At 55.0% G+C, this 15,001-nt stretch carries 14 protein-coding genes; 8 read left to right on the forward strand and 6 right to left on the reverse strand.

The features are described from left to right. Nucleotides 1-18: 18 nt before the first annotated feature. The 3 genes from Q399_RS0115220 to Q399_RS0115230 are packed head-to-tail and all read left to right on the forward strand — an operon-like array spanning nt 19 to nt 1,723. Entirely contained in the window at nt 19-690 is a 672-nt protein-coding gene (locus Q399_RS0115220) for a CsgG/HfaB family protein (protein WP_031569862.1), read from the forward strand. A 26-nt stretch (nt 691-716) separates the two neighbouring features. Continuing rightward, nucleotides 717-1,058 carry a DUF4810 domain-containing protein gene (locus Q399_RS0115225; RefSeq protein WP_031569863.1) on the forward strand — a complete coding sequence of 114 codons (342 nt, stop codon included), beginning with the start codon at nt 717-719 and terminating at the stop codon, nt 1,056-1,058. Further along, nucleotides 1,055-1,723 carry a DUF799 domain-containing protein gene (locus tag Q399_RS0115230; RefSeq protein WP_031569865.1) on the forward strand — a complete coding sequence of 223 codons (669 nt, stop codon included), beginning with the start codon at nt 1,055-1,057 and terminating at the stop codon, nt 1,721-1,723. Before Q399_RS0115225 ends, Q399_RS0115230 begins: the two co-directional genes overlap by 4 nt. Before the next feature lie 67 nt (nt 1,724-1,790). Here Q399_RS0115230 and Q399_RS0115235 read toward each other — a convergent pair whose 3' ends face one another. From Q399_RS0115235 to Q399_RS0115245, 3 genes are all read right to left on the reverse strand, one after another. Then, complete coding sequence (locus Q399_RS0115235; protein ID WP_031569868.1) at nt 1,791-2,816, reverse strand: S41 family peptidase; 1,026 nt, start codon at nt 2,814-2,816, stop codon at nt 1,791-1,793. Nucleotides 2,817-2,868: 52 nt separating this feature from the next. Next, nucleotides 2,869-3,303, reverse strand: a complete 435-nt coding sequence (locus Q399_RS0115240) for a hypothetical protein (protein ID WP_157836327.1) — start codon at nt 3,301-3,303, stop codon at nt 2,869-2,871. A 98-nt stretch (nt 3,304-3,401) separates the two neighbouring features. After that, nucleotides 3,402-3,953, reverse strand: a complete 552-nt coding sequence (locus tag Q399_RS0115245; protein ID WP_031569870.1) for a nucleotidyltransferase family protein — start codon at nt 3,951-3,953, stop codon at nt 3,402-3,404. Nucleotides 3,954-4,173: 220 nt separating this feature from the next. Here Q399_RS0115245 and Q399_RS0115250 point away from each other — a divergent pair, with 220 nt between their 5' ends. The 4 genes from Q399_RS0115250 (at nt 4,174) to Q399_RS0115270 (ending at nt 9,789) form a co-directional block, all read left to right on the forward strand. Then, nucleotides 4,174-4,971: a DUF4198 domain-containing protein gene (locus tag Q399_RS0115250; RefSeq protein WP_031569872.1), complete on the forward strand. Its 798-nt coding sequence runs from the start codon at nt 4,174-4,176 to the stop codon at nt 4,969-4,971. A gap of 26 nt (nt 4,972-4,997) precedes the next feature. Continuing rightward, nucleotides 4,998-5,960, forward strand: coding sequence for an EF-hand domain-containing protein (locus Q399_RS21700; protein ID WP_051686051.1), 963 nt, complete (start codon nt 4,998-5,000; stop codon nt 5,958-5,960). 1 nt (nt 5,961) lies between these two features. Continuing rightward, nucleotides 5,962-7,362: a DUF2271 domain-containing protein gene (locus Q399_RS21705; protein ID WP_051686052.1), complete on the forward strand. Its 1,401-nt coding sequence runs from the start codon at nt 5,962-5,964 to the stop codon at nt 7,360-7,362. Nucleotides 7,363-7,482: 120 nt separating this feature from the next. Further along, the gene (locus Q399_RS0115270) at nt 7,483-9,789 is read left to right on the forward strand and encodes a TonB-dependent hemoglobin/transferrin/lactoferrin family receptor (RefSeq protein WP_031569877.1); all 2,307 of its coding nucleotides are present in this window, start codon (nt 7,483-7,485) and stop codon (nt 9,787-9,789) included. Nucleotides 9,790-9,853: 64 nt separating this feature from the next. On the opposite strand, the gene Q399_RS0115275 is transcribed toward Q399_RS0115270, so the two are convergent. Continuing rightward, entirely contained in the window at nt 9,854-10,732 is an 879-nt protein-coding gene (locus Q399_RS0115275) for a tetratricopeptide repeat protein (protein ID WP_157836328.1), read from the reverse strand. Between the two features lie 74 nt (nt 10,733-10,806). Next, the gene (locus Q399_RS0115280) at nt 10,807-11,727 is read right to left on the reverse strand and encodes a tetratricopeptide repeat protein (protein ID WP_157836329.1); all 921 of its coding nucleotides are present in this window, start codon (nt 11,725-11,727) and stop codon (nt 10,807-10,809) included. A 238-nt stretch (nt 11,728-11,965) separates the two neighbouring features. On the opposite strand from Q399_RS0115280, the gene Q399_RS0115285 reads away from it, so the two are divergent. Beyond that, a complete protein-coding gene (locus tag Q399_RS0115285; RefSeq protein ID WP_031569883.1) occupies nt 11,966-12,601 on the forward strand; it encodes a hypothetical protein in 636 nt (211 codons plus the stop codon). Nucleotides 12,602-12,619: 18 nt separating this feature from the next. Here Q399_RS0115285 and Q399_RS0115290 read toward each other — a convergent pair whose 3' ends face one another. After that, nucleotides 12,620-15,001 carry a beta-N-acetylhexosaminidase gene (locus Q399_RS0115290; RefSeq protein ID WP_051686054.1) on the reverse strand — a complete coding sequence of 794 codons (2,382 nt, stop codon included), beginning with the start codon at nt 14,999-15,001 and terminating at the stop codon, nt 12,620-12,622.

Consider the following 15,001-nt stretch of genomic DNA (forward strand, 5'->3'; position numbering starts at 1 on the left):
CCGAAAAAGGAAATTTACATGAAAAGTACCTTCCGTACCTTAGCGCTGGCGTTACCCCTGGTGGTGTTAGCCGGCTGTACCGCCACCGAATCGTCCCGCACTATCGAAGCCCCTAAAGTCAATGCCGCTTACCAGCCGTATCAGGGGCCAAAAAGCAAACTGGTGGTTGGTAAATTTCAAAACCGCTCTAATTTCCAAAATGGCATTTTTAATGCCGAAATCGATCAGTTAGGCTCGCAGGCCAAAACCATTCTGATCACACATTTACAACAAACTAATCGTTTTCTGGTGATGGACCGCGCCAATATGGCCGAACTGTCGCAGGAAGCCCAATTTGCCGGCGCGAAGCAAAATGTCATCGGCGCTAAATATGTCGTCACTGGCGACGTCACAGAATTTGGCCGCAAACAAACCGGCGACAAACAACTATTCGGCATTTTAGGCAAAGGCAAAGAACAAATCGCTTACGCCAAAGTGGCGTTAAATATCGTCGACGTAGAAACTTCTGCAGTGGTGTTCTCGGCAATGGGCGCCGGTGAATACAGCCTGTCCAACCGCGAAGTGATTGGTTTTGGCGGCAGCGCAGGTTACGACGCCACATTAAATGGCAAAGTGTTAGACCTGGCGTTACGTGAAGCGGTCAATAATCTGGTCAATGGCATTAGCAATAACCAATGGCAACCACAGTGAGACCTAAACACATGGAAGTAAAAATAATGCTGGTTGCCGCGTTGTCTGTCGCGGCACTCAGCGGCTGTCAGAGCACTAAGCCGCTGTATCATTACGGTTCTTATCCGACCAACGTCTACGAGCACTTCAAAAACGAAGATTCAACGGTTACCGAGCAAATCGAAGCGCTGGAAAAAACTATCCGCGACACTAACCGCAATAAGCTGCAGGTCGGCCCGGGCATCTATGCGCATCTGGGCTTTTTGTATCTGCAAAGTGGTCAGCGCGATACTGGCCTCGGTTATCTGCAAAAAGAAAAGCAGCTGTACCCTGAATCGACCCGGTTTATCGACTTTTTACTGAAAAACGCCAAGGCAGGTCAGTCATGAGCACTCTGAAATTATCCGTGGCTTTTGTGCTGACCTTACTGCTGGCCGGTTGTGCCACTACCGATACACCGATGGATTACAGCGCCTTTAGACAAAGTAATCCGAAGTCAATTCTGGTGCTGCCACCGACCAATCACACTTCAGAAGTGATAGCGCCATATGGCGTGTTGGCGAACGTGACAGTGCCGCTGGCTGAAGCCGGTTATTACGTATTTCCGGTGGCGTTGGTCAATGAAACCTTTAAAAACAATGGCCTGACAGTCGCAGAAGATATCCACGCCGTGGCACCAAAAAAACTCAACGAGATTTTTGGCGCCGATGCGGTGCTGTATATCGACATTGAGGAATACGGCACTTCTTATGCGGTGTTGTCCAGCGATACGGTGGTCGTGGTCAAAGCCCGCTTAACCGACAGCAAAACCAATGCGCTGTTATGGGAAGGCAAAGCCAGTGCGTCCAGCAGCGAGCAAAACAATAATGGCGGCGGCGGTATTGTTGGCATGTTAGTCGAAGCAGCAGTGACGCAGATTATGGAAACAGCACTCGATACCGGCTTTGATATCGCGGCCATCGCCACCAACCGGCTGTTATCGCCTCAAGTACACAATGGCCTGTTATATGGCCCGCGTTCACCACATCATGGTAAAGAAAAACCGGTGAAATAATTCGGCTTGTTTTGCCTGAAGTTCATGAAGCCCTCGTATCAACGAGGGCTTTTTTATCACAAGATGTTTAATTGACCCGCCGCTGTTGCGTAAGCGCAAGCGCTTGTTGCAACGCCTGTACCGCCGGCACTTGGACATCCGGCACTACACCACGTTGTTCAAAATTATCGCCGCTTTGCGGGAAAACTGGCCGCGCCAGCGGAATGCGCACAAATAACCAATCAGTCACCGCCATCGCGCCAGTGTAATGGGCAAGTCCGGCACTGGTTTCGCCAATCACTGTGGCGCGTCCCTGCTGCTGCAGGGCATAACTGAAAAACTCGGCGGCACTGACCTGGTTGGCGGATTGCAGCACATACAACGGCATCTGCAGCTGTTTTTGCAGCACCACCTGCGCCCTGATGTCCTCCGGTTGGTTAGTGCTTCGGCTTTCCAGTTGCCACAATAAGGTTTCGGCCGGCACAAAAAAACTGAGCAGGTAACGCACCAGTTCTGGCGAGCCACCGGCACTTTCGCGCAAATCGATAATCAGTGCATCAGTTCTGCTTAAAAACTGCAGCGCCTGCGCTGCCACATCAAAAGCCGCGTCCGCCTGCACAAACTTGTTTAGTTTCAGATAACCAATATTGCCGGGCATGATCTCAAGCTTTTCAAAAGCAAAGTTGTTGCGGCGTTTTTCCTCGGTTTCATGGCGGATATACGTGACTTCGCCATAGTTTTGCGTAAGCTCCAGCCCCAGATGGCCGTCTTTACCCACACTGCGCAGCCAGTGCCCCACTTCATCGACCAGCTGTTGTTTACTTTGCAGATGATGAAACCGGCCAGCCGCTTCGGCCTGAAGCAGCGCCAGAGCAAGCTGCGCTGCCCTCTCGGGCAACACATAATGCTCTGCTAACACTTTAGCCAGCTGCGTCAGTGCGGTGTTGCGCTCAGCGGTCGTGAGTCTTTGCTGCGTTTCAGTAGCTTTAACAGGAGCAGCAGTGTGTGCGGCGACTGGCACACCGATGGATTGAGCGAAAATGATCAACAATACGACGAGCAGCACCAGCAAACGCCAGCGGCTTTTCACCGGCGATTTTTTAGAATTTGACATAAATACCTCTATTGATTGGAAAAAGTTAACTTTTCAAATGCAATAAGAGGTTTCAGTGATACAGCTGCCTTTTGCAGCAAAGGTTGGCATCCCGCCACAACGCAAGCCGGAAACTGCGCCTGGGTCCGGCGCGGATAAACCAGGCCACCACCAACACCACCGGCAATAACAACGCCAACAGGCGCAGCAACAGCAACACAGGCTCCGCCACCAGCACATACACAGCTTGTTGTTTGGCATGCAGGAATAACTGCGGGCTGCTGCGCTCACTTTGCGCCTGCAGCAACATTGGTTCCGTCTGATCCGGCAGGCTTTGCCACAATGTGATCTGTGCCGGTTGCGTGGTAACTTCAGGCCCCAACGGCGCAGCCAGCGTCAACGCCAGTAACCAGACCAGCCACAACGTACTTAGCAGCACAGCCAATTGCCAGGTTGCACCGGTTGGTATTGTTGTGTCAGCAGTTTGTGGAGCGTGGGGAGCAGGCATCAGGATTGGGTCTGGTCATGGGCTGAAATGTAGATCTGGGGGCCCGCCTTTTGTTTACAAGGTGGGGTTTGCAAAGTGGAAAGTGGAAAGTGGAAAGTTCAAGGATGATTGATCTGTAATTGCGGCCATAACTCTAACCAGCGTTTTGCCGCCACCCGCTCGGCAAACACCTCCGGCCGTGGGAAATCAGGATTTATTGTCACTTGCAGCGACCAGTTCAGCGCCAGGCCAAAAGGCGCGTAAAACTCCAGCCGGTCGTCCGCCAACAAACGCACACCAACACAGGTCGGTTGCTCAACCCAGCGCCGGATGCCGTCGCCGCAATGTTGATAAGGTGGATGACCATGCTTCAGATGCATCCGCGCCTGGTTGCGCACTTCAAAACACTGGCCGGGAAATTGCGCGGCTAAGTGTTGTTCCAGCTGAGTTTCGTGATCAAGGCTTAGGTCCAGCGGGTCGAAAAACACTAGGTCGATGTCATTGAGTGGCGTCTGCGGCAACTGATGCATCGCATCCCAAATCGCGTTTCTTAAAAAGCCAGCCGCCAGATACCAGTCCGGCAATTGCAGCGCCCGCACCGCACGCAAGCAATCCAGCCGCCAGGGGTCCGCCTGCAGCAGCGCTGCAGTCTTTGTTTGCCAATCGTCCATACGCCCCTCCGGGAAATTTGTACGAAGCTTGCCATTTCTATCGCCAGAGGTCGAACTTTTACGCTTCCGGCAGTGTTGCGCAAAAAGAATCAGGTCGTTGCTTTGTGGATTTGTGCCAAATGCGTCAGATGGGGTCACATGCACACTTTTTATTGCGAATAATTCTCATTTGATCTAATAATGCAAATGCGAACCACTCTCAATTAAAAGGTAACCCTCTGTGATTTCAGTAAAACCCTTGTTGTTGGCGCTGTGCTGTACCCTGCCATTGAGCGCTGCTCAGGCTCATGTGCCTTATCTGGCGCCTGCCAGTTTTGAACCGGTGCGGGGCTGGGTCAGCCTTGAAGCGGCATTTGCTGAGCAGTTTTTTCTGCCGGAAGCCAAGTTTGATCAAAGTGAATTTCAGGTCACCGGGCCGGACGGTCAACCGCGGGCGCCAAAAGAGCTGGTCGCAGTGAAAAGCCGCACTGTGCTGGATGATGAACTGAAAACCGACGGCACTTACAAATACAGCACTGGCCAGCGCTTGGGCGCGGTGTTTCATAGCTATGAATTAAACGGCAAAACCGAAAACAGCCGGGACCCAAAGTTTGTGCTGCCCAAAGGTGCCACGCTCAAAGCGCATTTTCAGAGTGTGACCCGCGCTGAAACTTATATCAGCAAAGGCAAACCGGACCAAACTGCGTTAAAAGCCAGCGGCAAAGGCCTGGAGCTGCAGTTTGTGAGCCATCCGAATGACCTGTACGCCGGCCAGCCGGTTACAGGCGTTTTACTGCTGGACGGCAAACCACTGGCCGGCAGCAAACTTGAACTGCACCAAACCGGCAACCACAGCGCCGGCCAAAACAAAACCGCACCAGTGCCAGTCACGACCAATGCAAAAGGCGAATTCAGCCTGACACCGACACAGGCCGGCACTTACCTGTTGCTGGCCCGCCACCGCGCCCCAGCCCCGCAAGGCGCCAAAGCACCGACTTACAGCCACACCAGTACTGTGGTGTTTGAAGCGGCGGAATAAGCACAACCATATTTCAGGAGAACTTTATGATGATGCAACCCAAAACCATCCGGCATTTTTTACTGGTCAGCAGCTTGTATCTGCTCGGCCAGCCCGCGACAGCGCAGCAGACCAACAACACAGCGCCAACCCGTGCCCACCAGCCAACACTGCAAGCCAAGATTGATTTTATTGCCGAATTTGACCAAAACGGCGACGGTCAGGTCAGCCACAGTGAATTTTTCACTGAGCGCCAGCACCGCCTTGCCCTGATGGACCTCAGGCACAACGCCCAGATCGATGTCGCCGGTTATCAGGCCGAATACGCCGACCGGCTGGACCAGCGACTGGCGGCAGACCGCAAAGGCCAGCTGAAACAAACCGAGGTGCGTTTTGCTGCGGTAGACAAAGATCAGGACGGCCGCATCAGCAGCGCTGAATATCAGTCGTCGGGCCAAAGCGCCTTCCGTTTTATCGACAGTAACAAGGATGGCCAGATTTCAAAAACAGACAGCAAGGCCGATCCGGTACCACAGCGGCGTGGTCAAAATAACGCCGAGCAACCCCGCCGCCGGCCAGCGCTGGTGATGCCAACCACCCATAGCGTCAGCGGCATGCTGGCCATGTACGACACGGATAAAAATGGCGAAGTGAGCGCGGCTGAATATCAACAGATTCGCCAGCAAGCCTTTGCCCGCACGGACGCCGACCAGGATGGCTCGTTGTCTGCGCAGGAATACATGCAGGAATTTACCGACCGGGTTGACCAGCAAATCGCCAGCACCCGCAGCGCACAGTTAAAACAGGCACAGGTGCGGTTTAAAGCGCTGGATAAGGATGAAAACGGCATCTTGAGTGCGGCTGAATATCATCAGTCTGGCCAACGCATGTTCAGCCGCTGGGATACCGACCAGAACCGGTTGGTCAGCGCCAGCGAAGCACTACCTGAAGCAGAGAGTGCCCCAGCGACCAGTGACAAAGCAAAAAAGACCACAAGGACGGCGCCTTGATATGAAAACTGCATGTTGCCTGCTGTTCTGCACTAGCCTGGCGCAGGCTGCCACAGTCACGCTACCGGGCCCCGGCCCGCTCCCTGTCCGGCTGGAAGTAACAGGCACAGAGATCAGCAAGGCTGAGCAACTGCAGCTGCAACAGTATCTGGAGCAGCAATGGCCCTGGCTCGCAGACGCCCGGTACTGGTCCGCCGCCGAGCAATTTGCCGCAACGGGAACTTGGCCAGCCGATGCAGTGTTATTGCGGCAGGCCTGGCAGCAATGCGAGGCCTGGTGGCAACAGCAGCGCAGTTATCATTGCCGCTTTGGCGCGGCCCGCAAGTTATGGGGTCTGGCATCGCAACAAGCCGCTGCCAGCGGCGAATTACCGGACCGGGTGAAACTGCGCCGCGAAGCACGCCAGCTGCTCAGTCTGCAGAGTGATGCAGTGCGGTTGCTGCCGGATCTGCAAGGTTTTGCCCAGGCAGTGTTGCTGGATAATCTGCTCACCCAAGCCAAAACCTTGTGGCCAGACGCCAGCTTGCAATTGCAATTTGGTCACTGGCGCGCACAGTTTGCAGACACGGCGCTGACGGTTCAGGCATTTGGTCAACCGACACAAAATCCGCTGACCGCCATCCGTTTACAGCAGCAAGTGTTGCTGCAGGCGAACGTGAATCATGCGATTGGCCCTGACGCCGTCTGGCATCCACTGGAAGCCTGGCCGGTGCAATATGGGCCTGCTGTGGCAGTGACCAGTCAAAGCTTCAGCCGCGCCTGGTTACTGGCGCAGGCGCTGACTGCCGTTAATCCCAAAGCGCGCACGCAATCTCTGCAGCAGACCGACGCAGCGCTGTGGCGTGAATGGCAACAAGACCCGACGGCAGCGCCACAGTTGCAGGCATCCGCCAGCTGGTTTGATCAGCTGCAAGCGGCGACGGCCTATCAGCAAAGCCAACAGCTGCAGTTGCAACTGGAATTGCCGGTGCAGCCGCGCCAGGCAAAACGGCCTTATGTCAGCGCCTGGCTCAGTCAGGATGGCCAATGGCAGGCGCAGCTGTTGCTGCTCGGGGAACAGCCACGCTGGTATGCGGAACTGCGCAGCTGGTGGCGTCAGGCCAATCAACAGAAAGGCCAACCCTTCGACCAGCTGGCAGGCGCCACGCGCAGAGCGGGTGTGCATCAGTTCCTGTGGGACGCCCGTCTGGCTGACGGCAGACCGCTGCCAGCCGGCGATTACATCTTACATCTGGAAGCCGCGCGCGAAGGCGGCGGCCGCGAGCAACTGAAATTGCCGCTGCACTGGCCGCTGTCGCACCCCTTGGTGCTGCAGGGCCAGCACGAGCTGGGTCAGGTCCGCGTGGACGTTCGCCCGGCCGGCGACCCCACGCCGACCGCCGCGGTGCATCCGTCCGGCTAAGCGACAACAACCCCCGACTGCTTTTTGTAATAACCGGCACTGCCTTTTGGCAGGGCCTGGCTGAGTACTACCCAAAACAGCCATTTGACCATGAAACATCTGATTGATAAGGAATCGAACATGTCACCCCGTTATTCATTGCTGATGCTGGCGTTAAGCCCTGTGTTACTGACCGCCAAAGTCTTTGCGGCCGATGCTGCCAGTGCCAAAACGCTGGAGGCTGTCGAAATCAAAGCCAGCGAAATCAAAACCAGCCCGCAATTAAAACAACAGCAGGTCAGTGCCAAAGATATCGACAGCCAGCAAATCAGCAATCTCACAGATTTAGTGCGGATGGTGCCCGGCGTGAATCTGACTGACATCGGCCGCTTTGGCTCCAGCGGTTTTAATATCCGCGGTGTCGAAGGTGATCGCGTCAAAATTGCCGTGGATGGCTTAGCCCTTGGCGAAACCATGGACCCGGACAGCCATGCACCTTATGAGTTTTTCCGCTCCGGCCTTGGTGGCATCGACCCGGATGCATTAAAGCAGGTCAATATTCTCAAAGGCGCTGACGCCATCAGTGCCGGTAGTGGTGCCTTAGGCGGCGCCGTGCTGTTTTTGACCAAAGATCCGGCCGATTTCCTCAATTCCAGTGGTGACGACGGCGCACTCAAGTTCAAAAGCCAATACAGCGGCAATAACAGTGAATGGCTGCACAGCATCACCGGCGCCGCCCGCACCGGCCGCTTAGAAAGCCTGCTCGTGTATAGCAGTCGCGATGGTGAAGAAAGCCAAAGTTATGACCGCCACAGCACCGTCACAGGCCCGGGTAGTACCAGCGCCGACCCGCTCAGCGCACAAAGCCGGAATTTATTACTGAAGCTGCAATACAGCTTGTTGCCGGAGCACAAAATCGGCTATAGCCTCGACAGCTACCAAACTGACAGCAGCTTGCAGAACCTGTCCCGGCAGGACCAAACCTACTTAAGCCGCACCGGTCTTGATGACAGCAACCGCGACAAACACAGCCTGCAATATGACTATCTGGCCGGCCTGGCTTTATTTGATACGCTGCAGCTGAAATTTGACCACCAAAACAGCCGCAACCACGGCCTGACGCGGATGACCGTCACTGCGACCTGCCCACAGAATGTGAGCCCATGCATCCGCGAAGAAGACCGCGATTTCCGGCAGAAACTGACCCAATGGACCGCCGCTTTTGATAAAGAGCTGAACACAGAAAAACTGCTACAACAATGGACTTATGGTCTGCAGGCGCAAAACAAAACGGTCAGCTCAGTCGCGATAGACCGCCGCTTTGTCGGCCAGACCTCAACACTCGCGACCACCGAAGTGGACCCGGCTTTTGTGCCGGTCACCGATATCAGCACCCGCTCGATCTATGCCCGTAACCTGCTGAGCCTGACCGACACGGCCTGGTCGTTCGGCCTTGGCGCGCGCTACGATTCAATCGATTACAACCCACAGTTGTCGGCGACTTACCAGGATAAAACCGGTTCAGTCAAAGCCGTCGATTTTGGCGCGGCCAGTTATCAGGCGCAGCTGCATTATCAGCTCGATGAGCGGCAACGCCTGAGCCTGCAGGCCGGCCGGGGTTTCCGCGCGCCGACCACCGAAGATATGTATCTGCAGACCAGCACCACCAGTTTGCAGGAAGCGGTCAGCGGCAATACCGTGACGTTACCGACGGCGCAGGCCAACCCGGCATTAAAACCCGAGCACAGCCTGAATCTGGAGCTGTCGTACCAGCTGACGTTGGATAACAGCGCACATCAGCTGTCGTTATTTCGCGATAAATACAGCGACATGATCCAGAGCGGCCAGTTCACCATCAACCCCACCACCGTCTACCAAAGCTGTGTGCGCGGCGTCTGCAGCAAACAAAATGGCGCTGTGTACAGCATGCCGGTCAATATCGACTCGGCCGTGGTGAAAGGCATTGAACTGGAAGGCCATTGGCAACCAGACGCCCACTGGCGGCTGAACTGGGCAGCAACTTACCAGAGCGGTGAAGAACAAAATGGCGAGCCGCTGCTCAGCGTGATGCCATGGAGTGCCGTGCTGGGCGTCGGTTATCAGCTCAATGACGATATCCGGTTATTGCTGAATAACCGTTATCAGGCGGCAAAAAGCAGCTCAGACGCCTGGGTCTATAACAGCAGTGGCGCACAAACAGCTGCCACGCCTTATTTAAGTGACAGCGCCTTCGTCAGCGACTTGTCGTTGCAATGGCAAGTGCTGGATCAGCTGGCGCTGACCGCCGGGGTGTTTAATCTGCTGGACCAGGAATATTATCGCTGGGAGCGGCTGCAATATGTCACGCAATCAGTGGGCGCGGTGCGCGGCGGTGTCAGTGGTGATGGCATCCGGCGTTATCTGGAAAGTGGCCGTTATGGCAAGGTCAGCCTGACGCTGAGCTTCTAAACTGCGTCTTTGCCAACAGGCAGAGATCCAGCGATCTCTGCCTTTTTTGTCACAGTGCTGGCCATCAACCAGACGCAACAGCAGCACTAAGCTCCCGGTACAAAGCTTTATGATGGTCGCTCAGAACCGCGACATCAACCTGCTGCAAATAACCGCGCGCTTTGGCCGGTGCCTGCAGTGCCAGATAGAGCTCGCTAAGGCGCAGCCGGTGAATGGACTGCTGCAAATCGTCTATGCCGGGGCGCATATAAGGCAATGATTTTTCATAATAATCCACCGCTAACCCCAACTGCCCGAGCAGCTGATAAGTGCGTGCCAGATTACCGTGCGCGACAATAATGTCGTGATGACGGTCACTGGGCAGGATCGCATCGAGTGCCTGCTTGCGATAATAAGCGGCATCATCAAGCTGCTTCAAAGCATGGCGGACCAGCGCTTTATTGCTGTTCAGTTCAAACACAAACTGCGGATCGCGGCTTTTGGCAAAACGCTGCTCTGCTTGCAACAGCAACTGCCAGGCTTTGTCATTTTGCCCGGCAACGGCCTGCAAATTCGCCAGCTCCAGCACCCGCATCGGGTCAGCAAAAGCCTGATAAATCGCCTCAAGCTGCCGGCTCGCCAGCTCAGTGTAATAAGCCGCCTGGGCGTCATCACCGCGGGCTATTAAAGTTTTGGCCTGATAAAAATACAGCTGAGTGCGAAAGGCCACAGGCGCATCGGCAATTTTCAGCAGCTGATTGCTTTCATCATACAATTGGCGGAACTGATGATTCACATACAGATAATCCAGCCGGTACGACTGCAGCTTAAACCACAGCAACGTATGCAGCGGTGTCTGCGAAAGCGCCTGCTGCAACAATTCGGCACAGGGCGTGGCCGGTTGCTGCAGGCAAAACTCTTCATGATCACTCAGGTGCTCAGCCGCTTGAACGCCTGGCAGCAAACTGCTGCACATTAGTGTGAGGGGAATTAGGTTTAATTTCATCAGTCTGGTTGTACCTCAGCCAACGATCATCGTCAATCGGCGTCGCACTGCGCTATTGCCTTGCTGGCAACAAGCTGCTGGTGCAGGTATTGATAAAGTGACTGGTAAGTCGTCTCGACCAGCTGCGGCTCGACCTGACTGAATATCTGCCTTGCGCCAGCCAGATCCTGCAACTGACAATGGACCTGACTAAGGCGCAATAAGCGCATTTGCCGGCGCACATCGTCCGCCCCCGGATTCATCCGCGCTAAGGCCTGCTGGTAATATTGCTGCGCCAACCCATATTGGCCGAGTAACTGATAAGTCCGGCCCAGATTGCCGTAAGCGACGCTGATTTTGCCGTCGTCGCCGCTGGGTAAAATGGTGTCTAATGCCAGTTTGCGCGCATAGGCAGCGTCTGCCATCTGCCCGTTTGCCTGCTGCACCAGCGCTTTGTTGGTATAAAGCTCAAACAAAAATACCGGATCTTTGCTTTTGGCAAAGCGGGCTTCTGCCTGCATCAACAGCTGCCAGGCCTGCGTTTGTTGCCCCATCACGGTTTGCAGATTGGCCAGCTCCACCAATCGCAGCGGGTCAGCAAAGGCCTGAAATAATTGCGCCAGGTCTGCAGCAGCCAAATCAGCGTAATGCTGCGCCTGCAACAATTGGCCATTGCTGTGCAGAATTTTGGCCTGATAGAAATACAGCTGCGTGCGAAACACCGGTGGCATGTCTTCCAGTTGCAATAACTGGGTCGTTTGTTGCGCCAGTTGCTGGTCCAGATGTTTATCAAACAGGTAATCGAGCTGATAGGATTTCAGCTGATACCAGCGCACCGAAAAAGGCTTAGCGCTGTCCAACTGTTGCTGCAGCAATGCCAGGCAATCCTGCCGCGCCGCGCTTTGGCAAAAAGCTTCATGATCGTTGAGGTGCTCAGCCGCCTGAGCCACTGTCATCATCACAGACCACAACATACAGAACAGCAGCCAACACAGCTTCATACGACACAATGAATCAATTAAGTTTTTGCTGTTTTACCTGCTGGCAGCTGTTTGGTCAATCACTGTGAAAGTCAAAGCGTTCTTTGCCTGAACAAAGAAACATATCGAAACTTTCTTTAATTTTCTTTTTATCAATGTTTTGTTATGGTGCTGTGGCGTTTCTGCCAATTGCAACCGGTCTGCTGTGCCATTCCCGACAAGGACTTCTGTGGTGAAAATCTTATATCTTGTGCTCGCTGGTCTGCTGTTTCTCAGTACTTGCAGCTTTTTTTATCTGCAAATGAATGAAAAATATCCGTCGTTACCTGCAACAGTTGCTGTCAGCAATACTTCAATTCAGCCCCGATCTGCAGCTGAAGCGCAAACCCAAACGCCGCAGCCGACAGTGCTGGGTGCTGCGGTCGGTGGCAGTATTTCGGAAGGATTCGTAAGCGACAAATCAGTGCCGCAGCCAGCCGATTTTGTCCAGTTTGACGGCGGGGAACTGGTACTAAAACTCAATGGTATGAAACAGCTGAATGACGCAGGCCGCATCGATAGTTTTGCCAAAGCGCTGCGGGCAGAGCCGCGCAGTGATGCATCGCTTGCCGCCGAGCGGCAACTGACCGAATTACTGCAAACGAAGGTACAAACTTTCCGCCAGTCTGCGCTCAGCCGGATTGATTGCGGTGAGTATTTTTGTCTGGTGGTGGCGCCGGTGCAGCAACCAGACCAGTTGTTCAACGAGTTTCTGCAACACAGTAAACCGCTACGCTTTGGCTCCGGCAGTTTTTATAACTTTCAAAGTAATGGCGAGCTTTATAACAGCCTGGTGCTGAGCCTCAGCGCCAATACAGTTATACAGTAAACTGCACTTTCGCTCGGACTAAAGCGCTGCCGCGCAGCGGTCGGCCCAGTCGAGTGCTGCCGCGGCTGGTGCAAACAGCAGTTCCGCCTGCGGCTTTAATAGCTGCAGCAAAGCTTCGGCCTGCTCTGCTGCTGACAACTTCGCGCTGATGATTTGACTAAACTGCTGTTGCTGTACCAGCAACCGCTGCAGTTCTGCCGATTTGGCTGCGACGCTACTCAGCTGCTGTTGTTGCTGTGAAAACGCCTGTTGCCACACCGGCCAGTCCGCCGGCAACTGACAGGGCGCTGCCTGCGCAAAACCCTGCTGCAAAGCCAGCAGCGCCGGCGACTCCAGCATTAAGCTGTCGGCAAGCTGCGTCAACGGCTCATCCAGATGATAACGGTCTGCTGCGGTTTTCAGATGGTGACGGCCGTAATAATGCAGCGGCTGCAAATACTGGCTGAAGTCCTGCAGCGCCTGGTTCTGCGCGCTTGTCAAAGCCCCAAGTTCCTGCTTCGCCCATTGTTGCAAACTGGCACTGGCCTGAACACGGTGTTTGAGACCAATCTGCGCGGCATAGTTATCCATTGTAATTAACCGTTGTGACAGGTTGGCCGTTGCATCCGCAGCAGTCGCCGCCGGTGACCAAAACCGTTCTGCCACTACAAACAACCGCGGCCAGAGTTTTAAGTCGAGCAGCTGCGGCGCGACCAGCTCAGACCAAAGCGCCGCTTCGCCACCCCATAGCAATTGCTGCTGCGCATCGGTTAATACCGCTGTGCTGGCAAGCACTGTATAAGGCTCGGGCTCTAACATCAGCGGATAACTATGATTGCCAATCAGCGCCAGCGCTTGGGCTGGTTTGCCGTCTTTCAGACTAAAACGCAGCTGCACAGGCCCGAGATAATTATTGGCATCAACCCGCAGCTGCTGTGTGTTTGCCAAAGACTTGTTGGCCAAAGGCCAGCTGCGCACTTGGGCCGGCACCACACCCCGGCCTGTCGCCGCCAGGCTGCCTTGCCAGTCACCGTTTTTTGTCTGATACAAGCGGACCGTGCCAGTCACAGTCTTGCCGTTTAAGCGCTGCAAGCTGAAGGCAAACTGCAGTTGTTGTAGTGTTTGTGGCGGCGCTGTCACCGGCATGGTCACCGCCAGCGGGTCGTTCTGCGCGTGATAAGACGCGGGCTGCGGCATATCAAGATAAAAACCTGCTGATAGCAGCGCCGGATGACCAGCCCGCACCGCAGCACCGAGCGCGTCCTGGCCCTGCCAGCTTTGCACCACCGTAGTTTTCGGCAATTGCGGATGCAAGGTTTCATCCCAGCCAATCATCCGGCGCTGCTGCTGGGCGAGCAGCGCTGCCAGTTTCTGATTAAACCAGGCCTGCAGCGCATGGCCGTCCACCAGTAGCTGCTGTTGCATCAGCTGCTGAATATTAGTGTTCGCCAGCCAATAATCAGCTTTCACTTCATCGCCGCCAATATGCAGATAAGGGTCCGGAAACAGCTGGCGCCACTCTGCGACCAGCGCGCTGATAAACTGCCAGCTCTCTGCTTTGCTGACATCCAGCACCGGCGCAAACACGCCAAAACGCCGCTCCGGTGGTAGCGGCTGTATACCCTTTTTGTCCAGCATCGCATCCGGCCAGGCTAATAGTTCCGGATAAGCCATGCCAATCGCCGAGGCATGACCCGGCACGTCCAGCTCTGGCACCACCCGGATGCCCCGCGCTGCGGCATAGCTCACCAGCTCGCGTACTTGCTGCTGGCTATAAAACTGGCCCTGACTCGCTAACTGGTGCAGCTTCGGATAAGCCTGAGATTCAATACGCCAACCCTGATCATCGGTCAAATGCCAATGCAGCACATTGAGTTTGGCCGCCGCCATGCCGTCCAGCGTGCGGCGGATATCAGAGAGAGGAATAAAACGCCGCGCACTGTCGAGCAACAATCCACGCCAGCGAAACCGCGGTTTATCGCTGATTGTCAGCAGCGGCAGCTGGCAGGTATTGCTGTCACAACTGACCAGCTGGCTCAGAGTCATCAGGCCATACAATACGCCGGTGCTGCTGTGCGCATCGAGGCGGACTCGGTCCGCGTCAATTTGCAGCTGATAACTTTCGTCATCGTCCGGGCCGGGCAGCGGAATGGCTGCCCGATAGCGGATCTGCAGCTGTGCGCCCGCAGCAGGCGAGGCTTTAAAAGTGAGCTGCGGCTGGAATTGTGCCAGTAGTTGCAGTGCTTGCCCGACCGCAGCACTGTCCGGCCCGTCCACCGCAACGCCGATGGTTTTTGCCAGCAACATTTCACCGCTACCAGCCTGTATCTTTGCCGGTTTTGGCATTAAAACGGGTTCGGCCTTTGTCGTTGCGGCAAAGAGCTGTGTAACCACACAGATAAACATCAGCAGCTGTCGCAT

The sequence above is a fragment of the Rheinheimera texasensis DSM 17496 genome (assembly GCF_000711985.1).
GTDB classification, from domain to species: Bacteria; Pseudomonadota; Gammaproteobacteria; order Enterobacterales; family Alteromonadaceae; genus Pararheinheimera; species Pararheinheimera texasensis.

What these genes read in the sequence shown, in the direction of transcription:
- Q399_RS0115220 (WP_031569862.1), top strand. Translation starts at nt 19, where the DNA reads ATGAAAAGTACCTTCCGTACCTTAGCGCTGGCGTTACCCCTGGTGGTG.
- Q399_RS0115225 (WP_031569863.1), top strand. Translation starts at nt 717, where the DNA reads ATGCTGGTTGCCGCGTTGTCTGTCGCGGCACTCAGCGGCTGTCAGAGC.
- Q399_RS0115230 (WP_031569865.1), top strand. Translation starts at nt 1,055, where the DNA reads ATGAGCACTCTGAAATTATCCGTGGCTTTTGTGCTGACCTTACTGCTG.
- Q399_RS0115235 (WP_031569868.1), bottom strand. Translation starts at nt 2,816, where the DNA reads ATGTCAAATTCTAAAAAATCGCCGGTGAAAAGCCGCTGGCGTTTGCTG.
- Q399_RS0115240 (WP_157836327.1), bottom strand. Translation starts at nt 3,303, where the DNA reads ATGCCTGCTCCCCACGCTCCACAAACTGCTGACACAACAATACCAACC.
- Q399_RS0115245 (WP_031569870.1), bottom strand. Translation starts at nt 3,953, where the DNA reads ATGGACGATTGGCAAACAAAGACTGCAGCGCTGCTGCAGGCGGACCCC.
- Q399_RS21700 (WP_051686051.1), top strand. Translation starts at nt 4,998, where the DNA reads ATGATGATGCAACCCAAAACCATCCGGCATTTTTTACTGGTCAGCAGC.
- Q399_RS21705 (WP_051686052.1), top strand. Translation starts at nt 5,962, where the DNA reads ATGAAAACTGCATGTTGCCTGCTGTTCTGCACTAGCCTGGCGCAGGCT.
- Q399_RS0115270 (WP_031569877.1), top strand. Translation starts at nt 7,483, where the DNA reads ATGTCACCCCGTTATTCATTGCTGATGCTGGCGTTAAGCCCTGTGTTA.
- Q399_RS0115280 (WP_157836329.1), bottom strand. Translation starts at nt 11,727, where the DNA reads ATGTTGTGGTCTGTGATGATGACAGTGGCTCAGGCGGCTGAGCACCTC.
- Q399_RS0115290 (WP_051686054.1), bottom strand. Translation starts at nt 15,001, where the DNA reads ATGCGACAGCTGCTGATGTTTATCTGTGTGGTTACACAGCTCTTTGCC.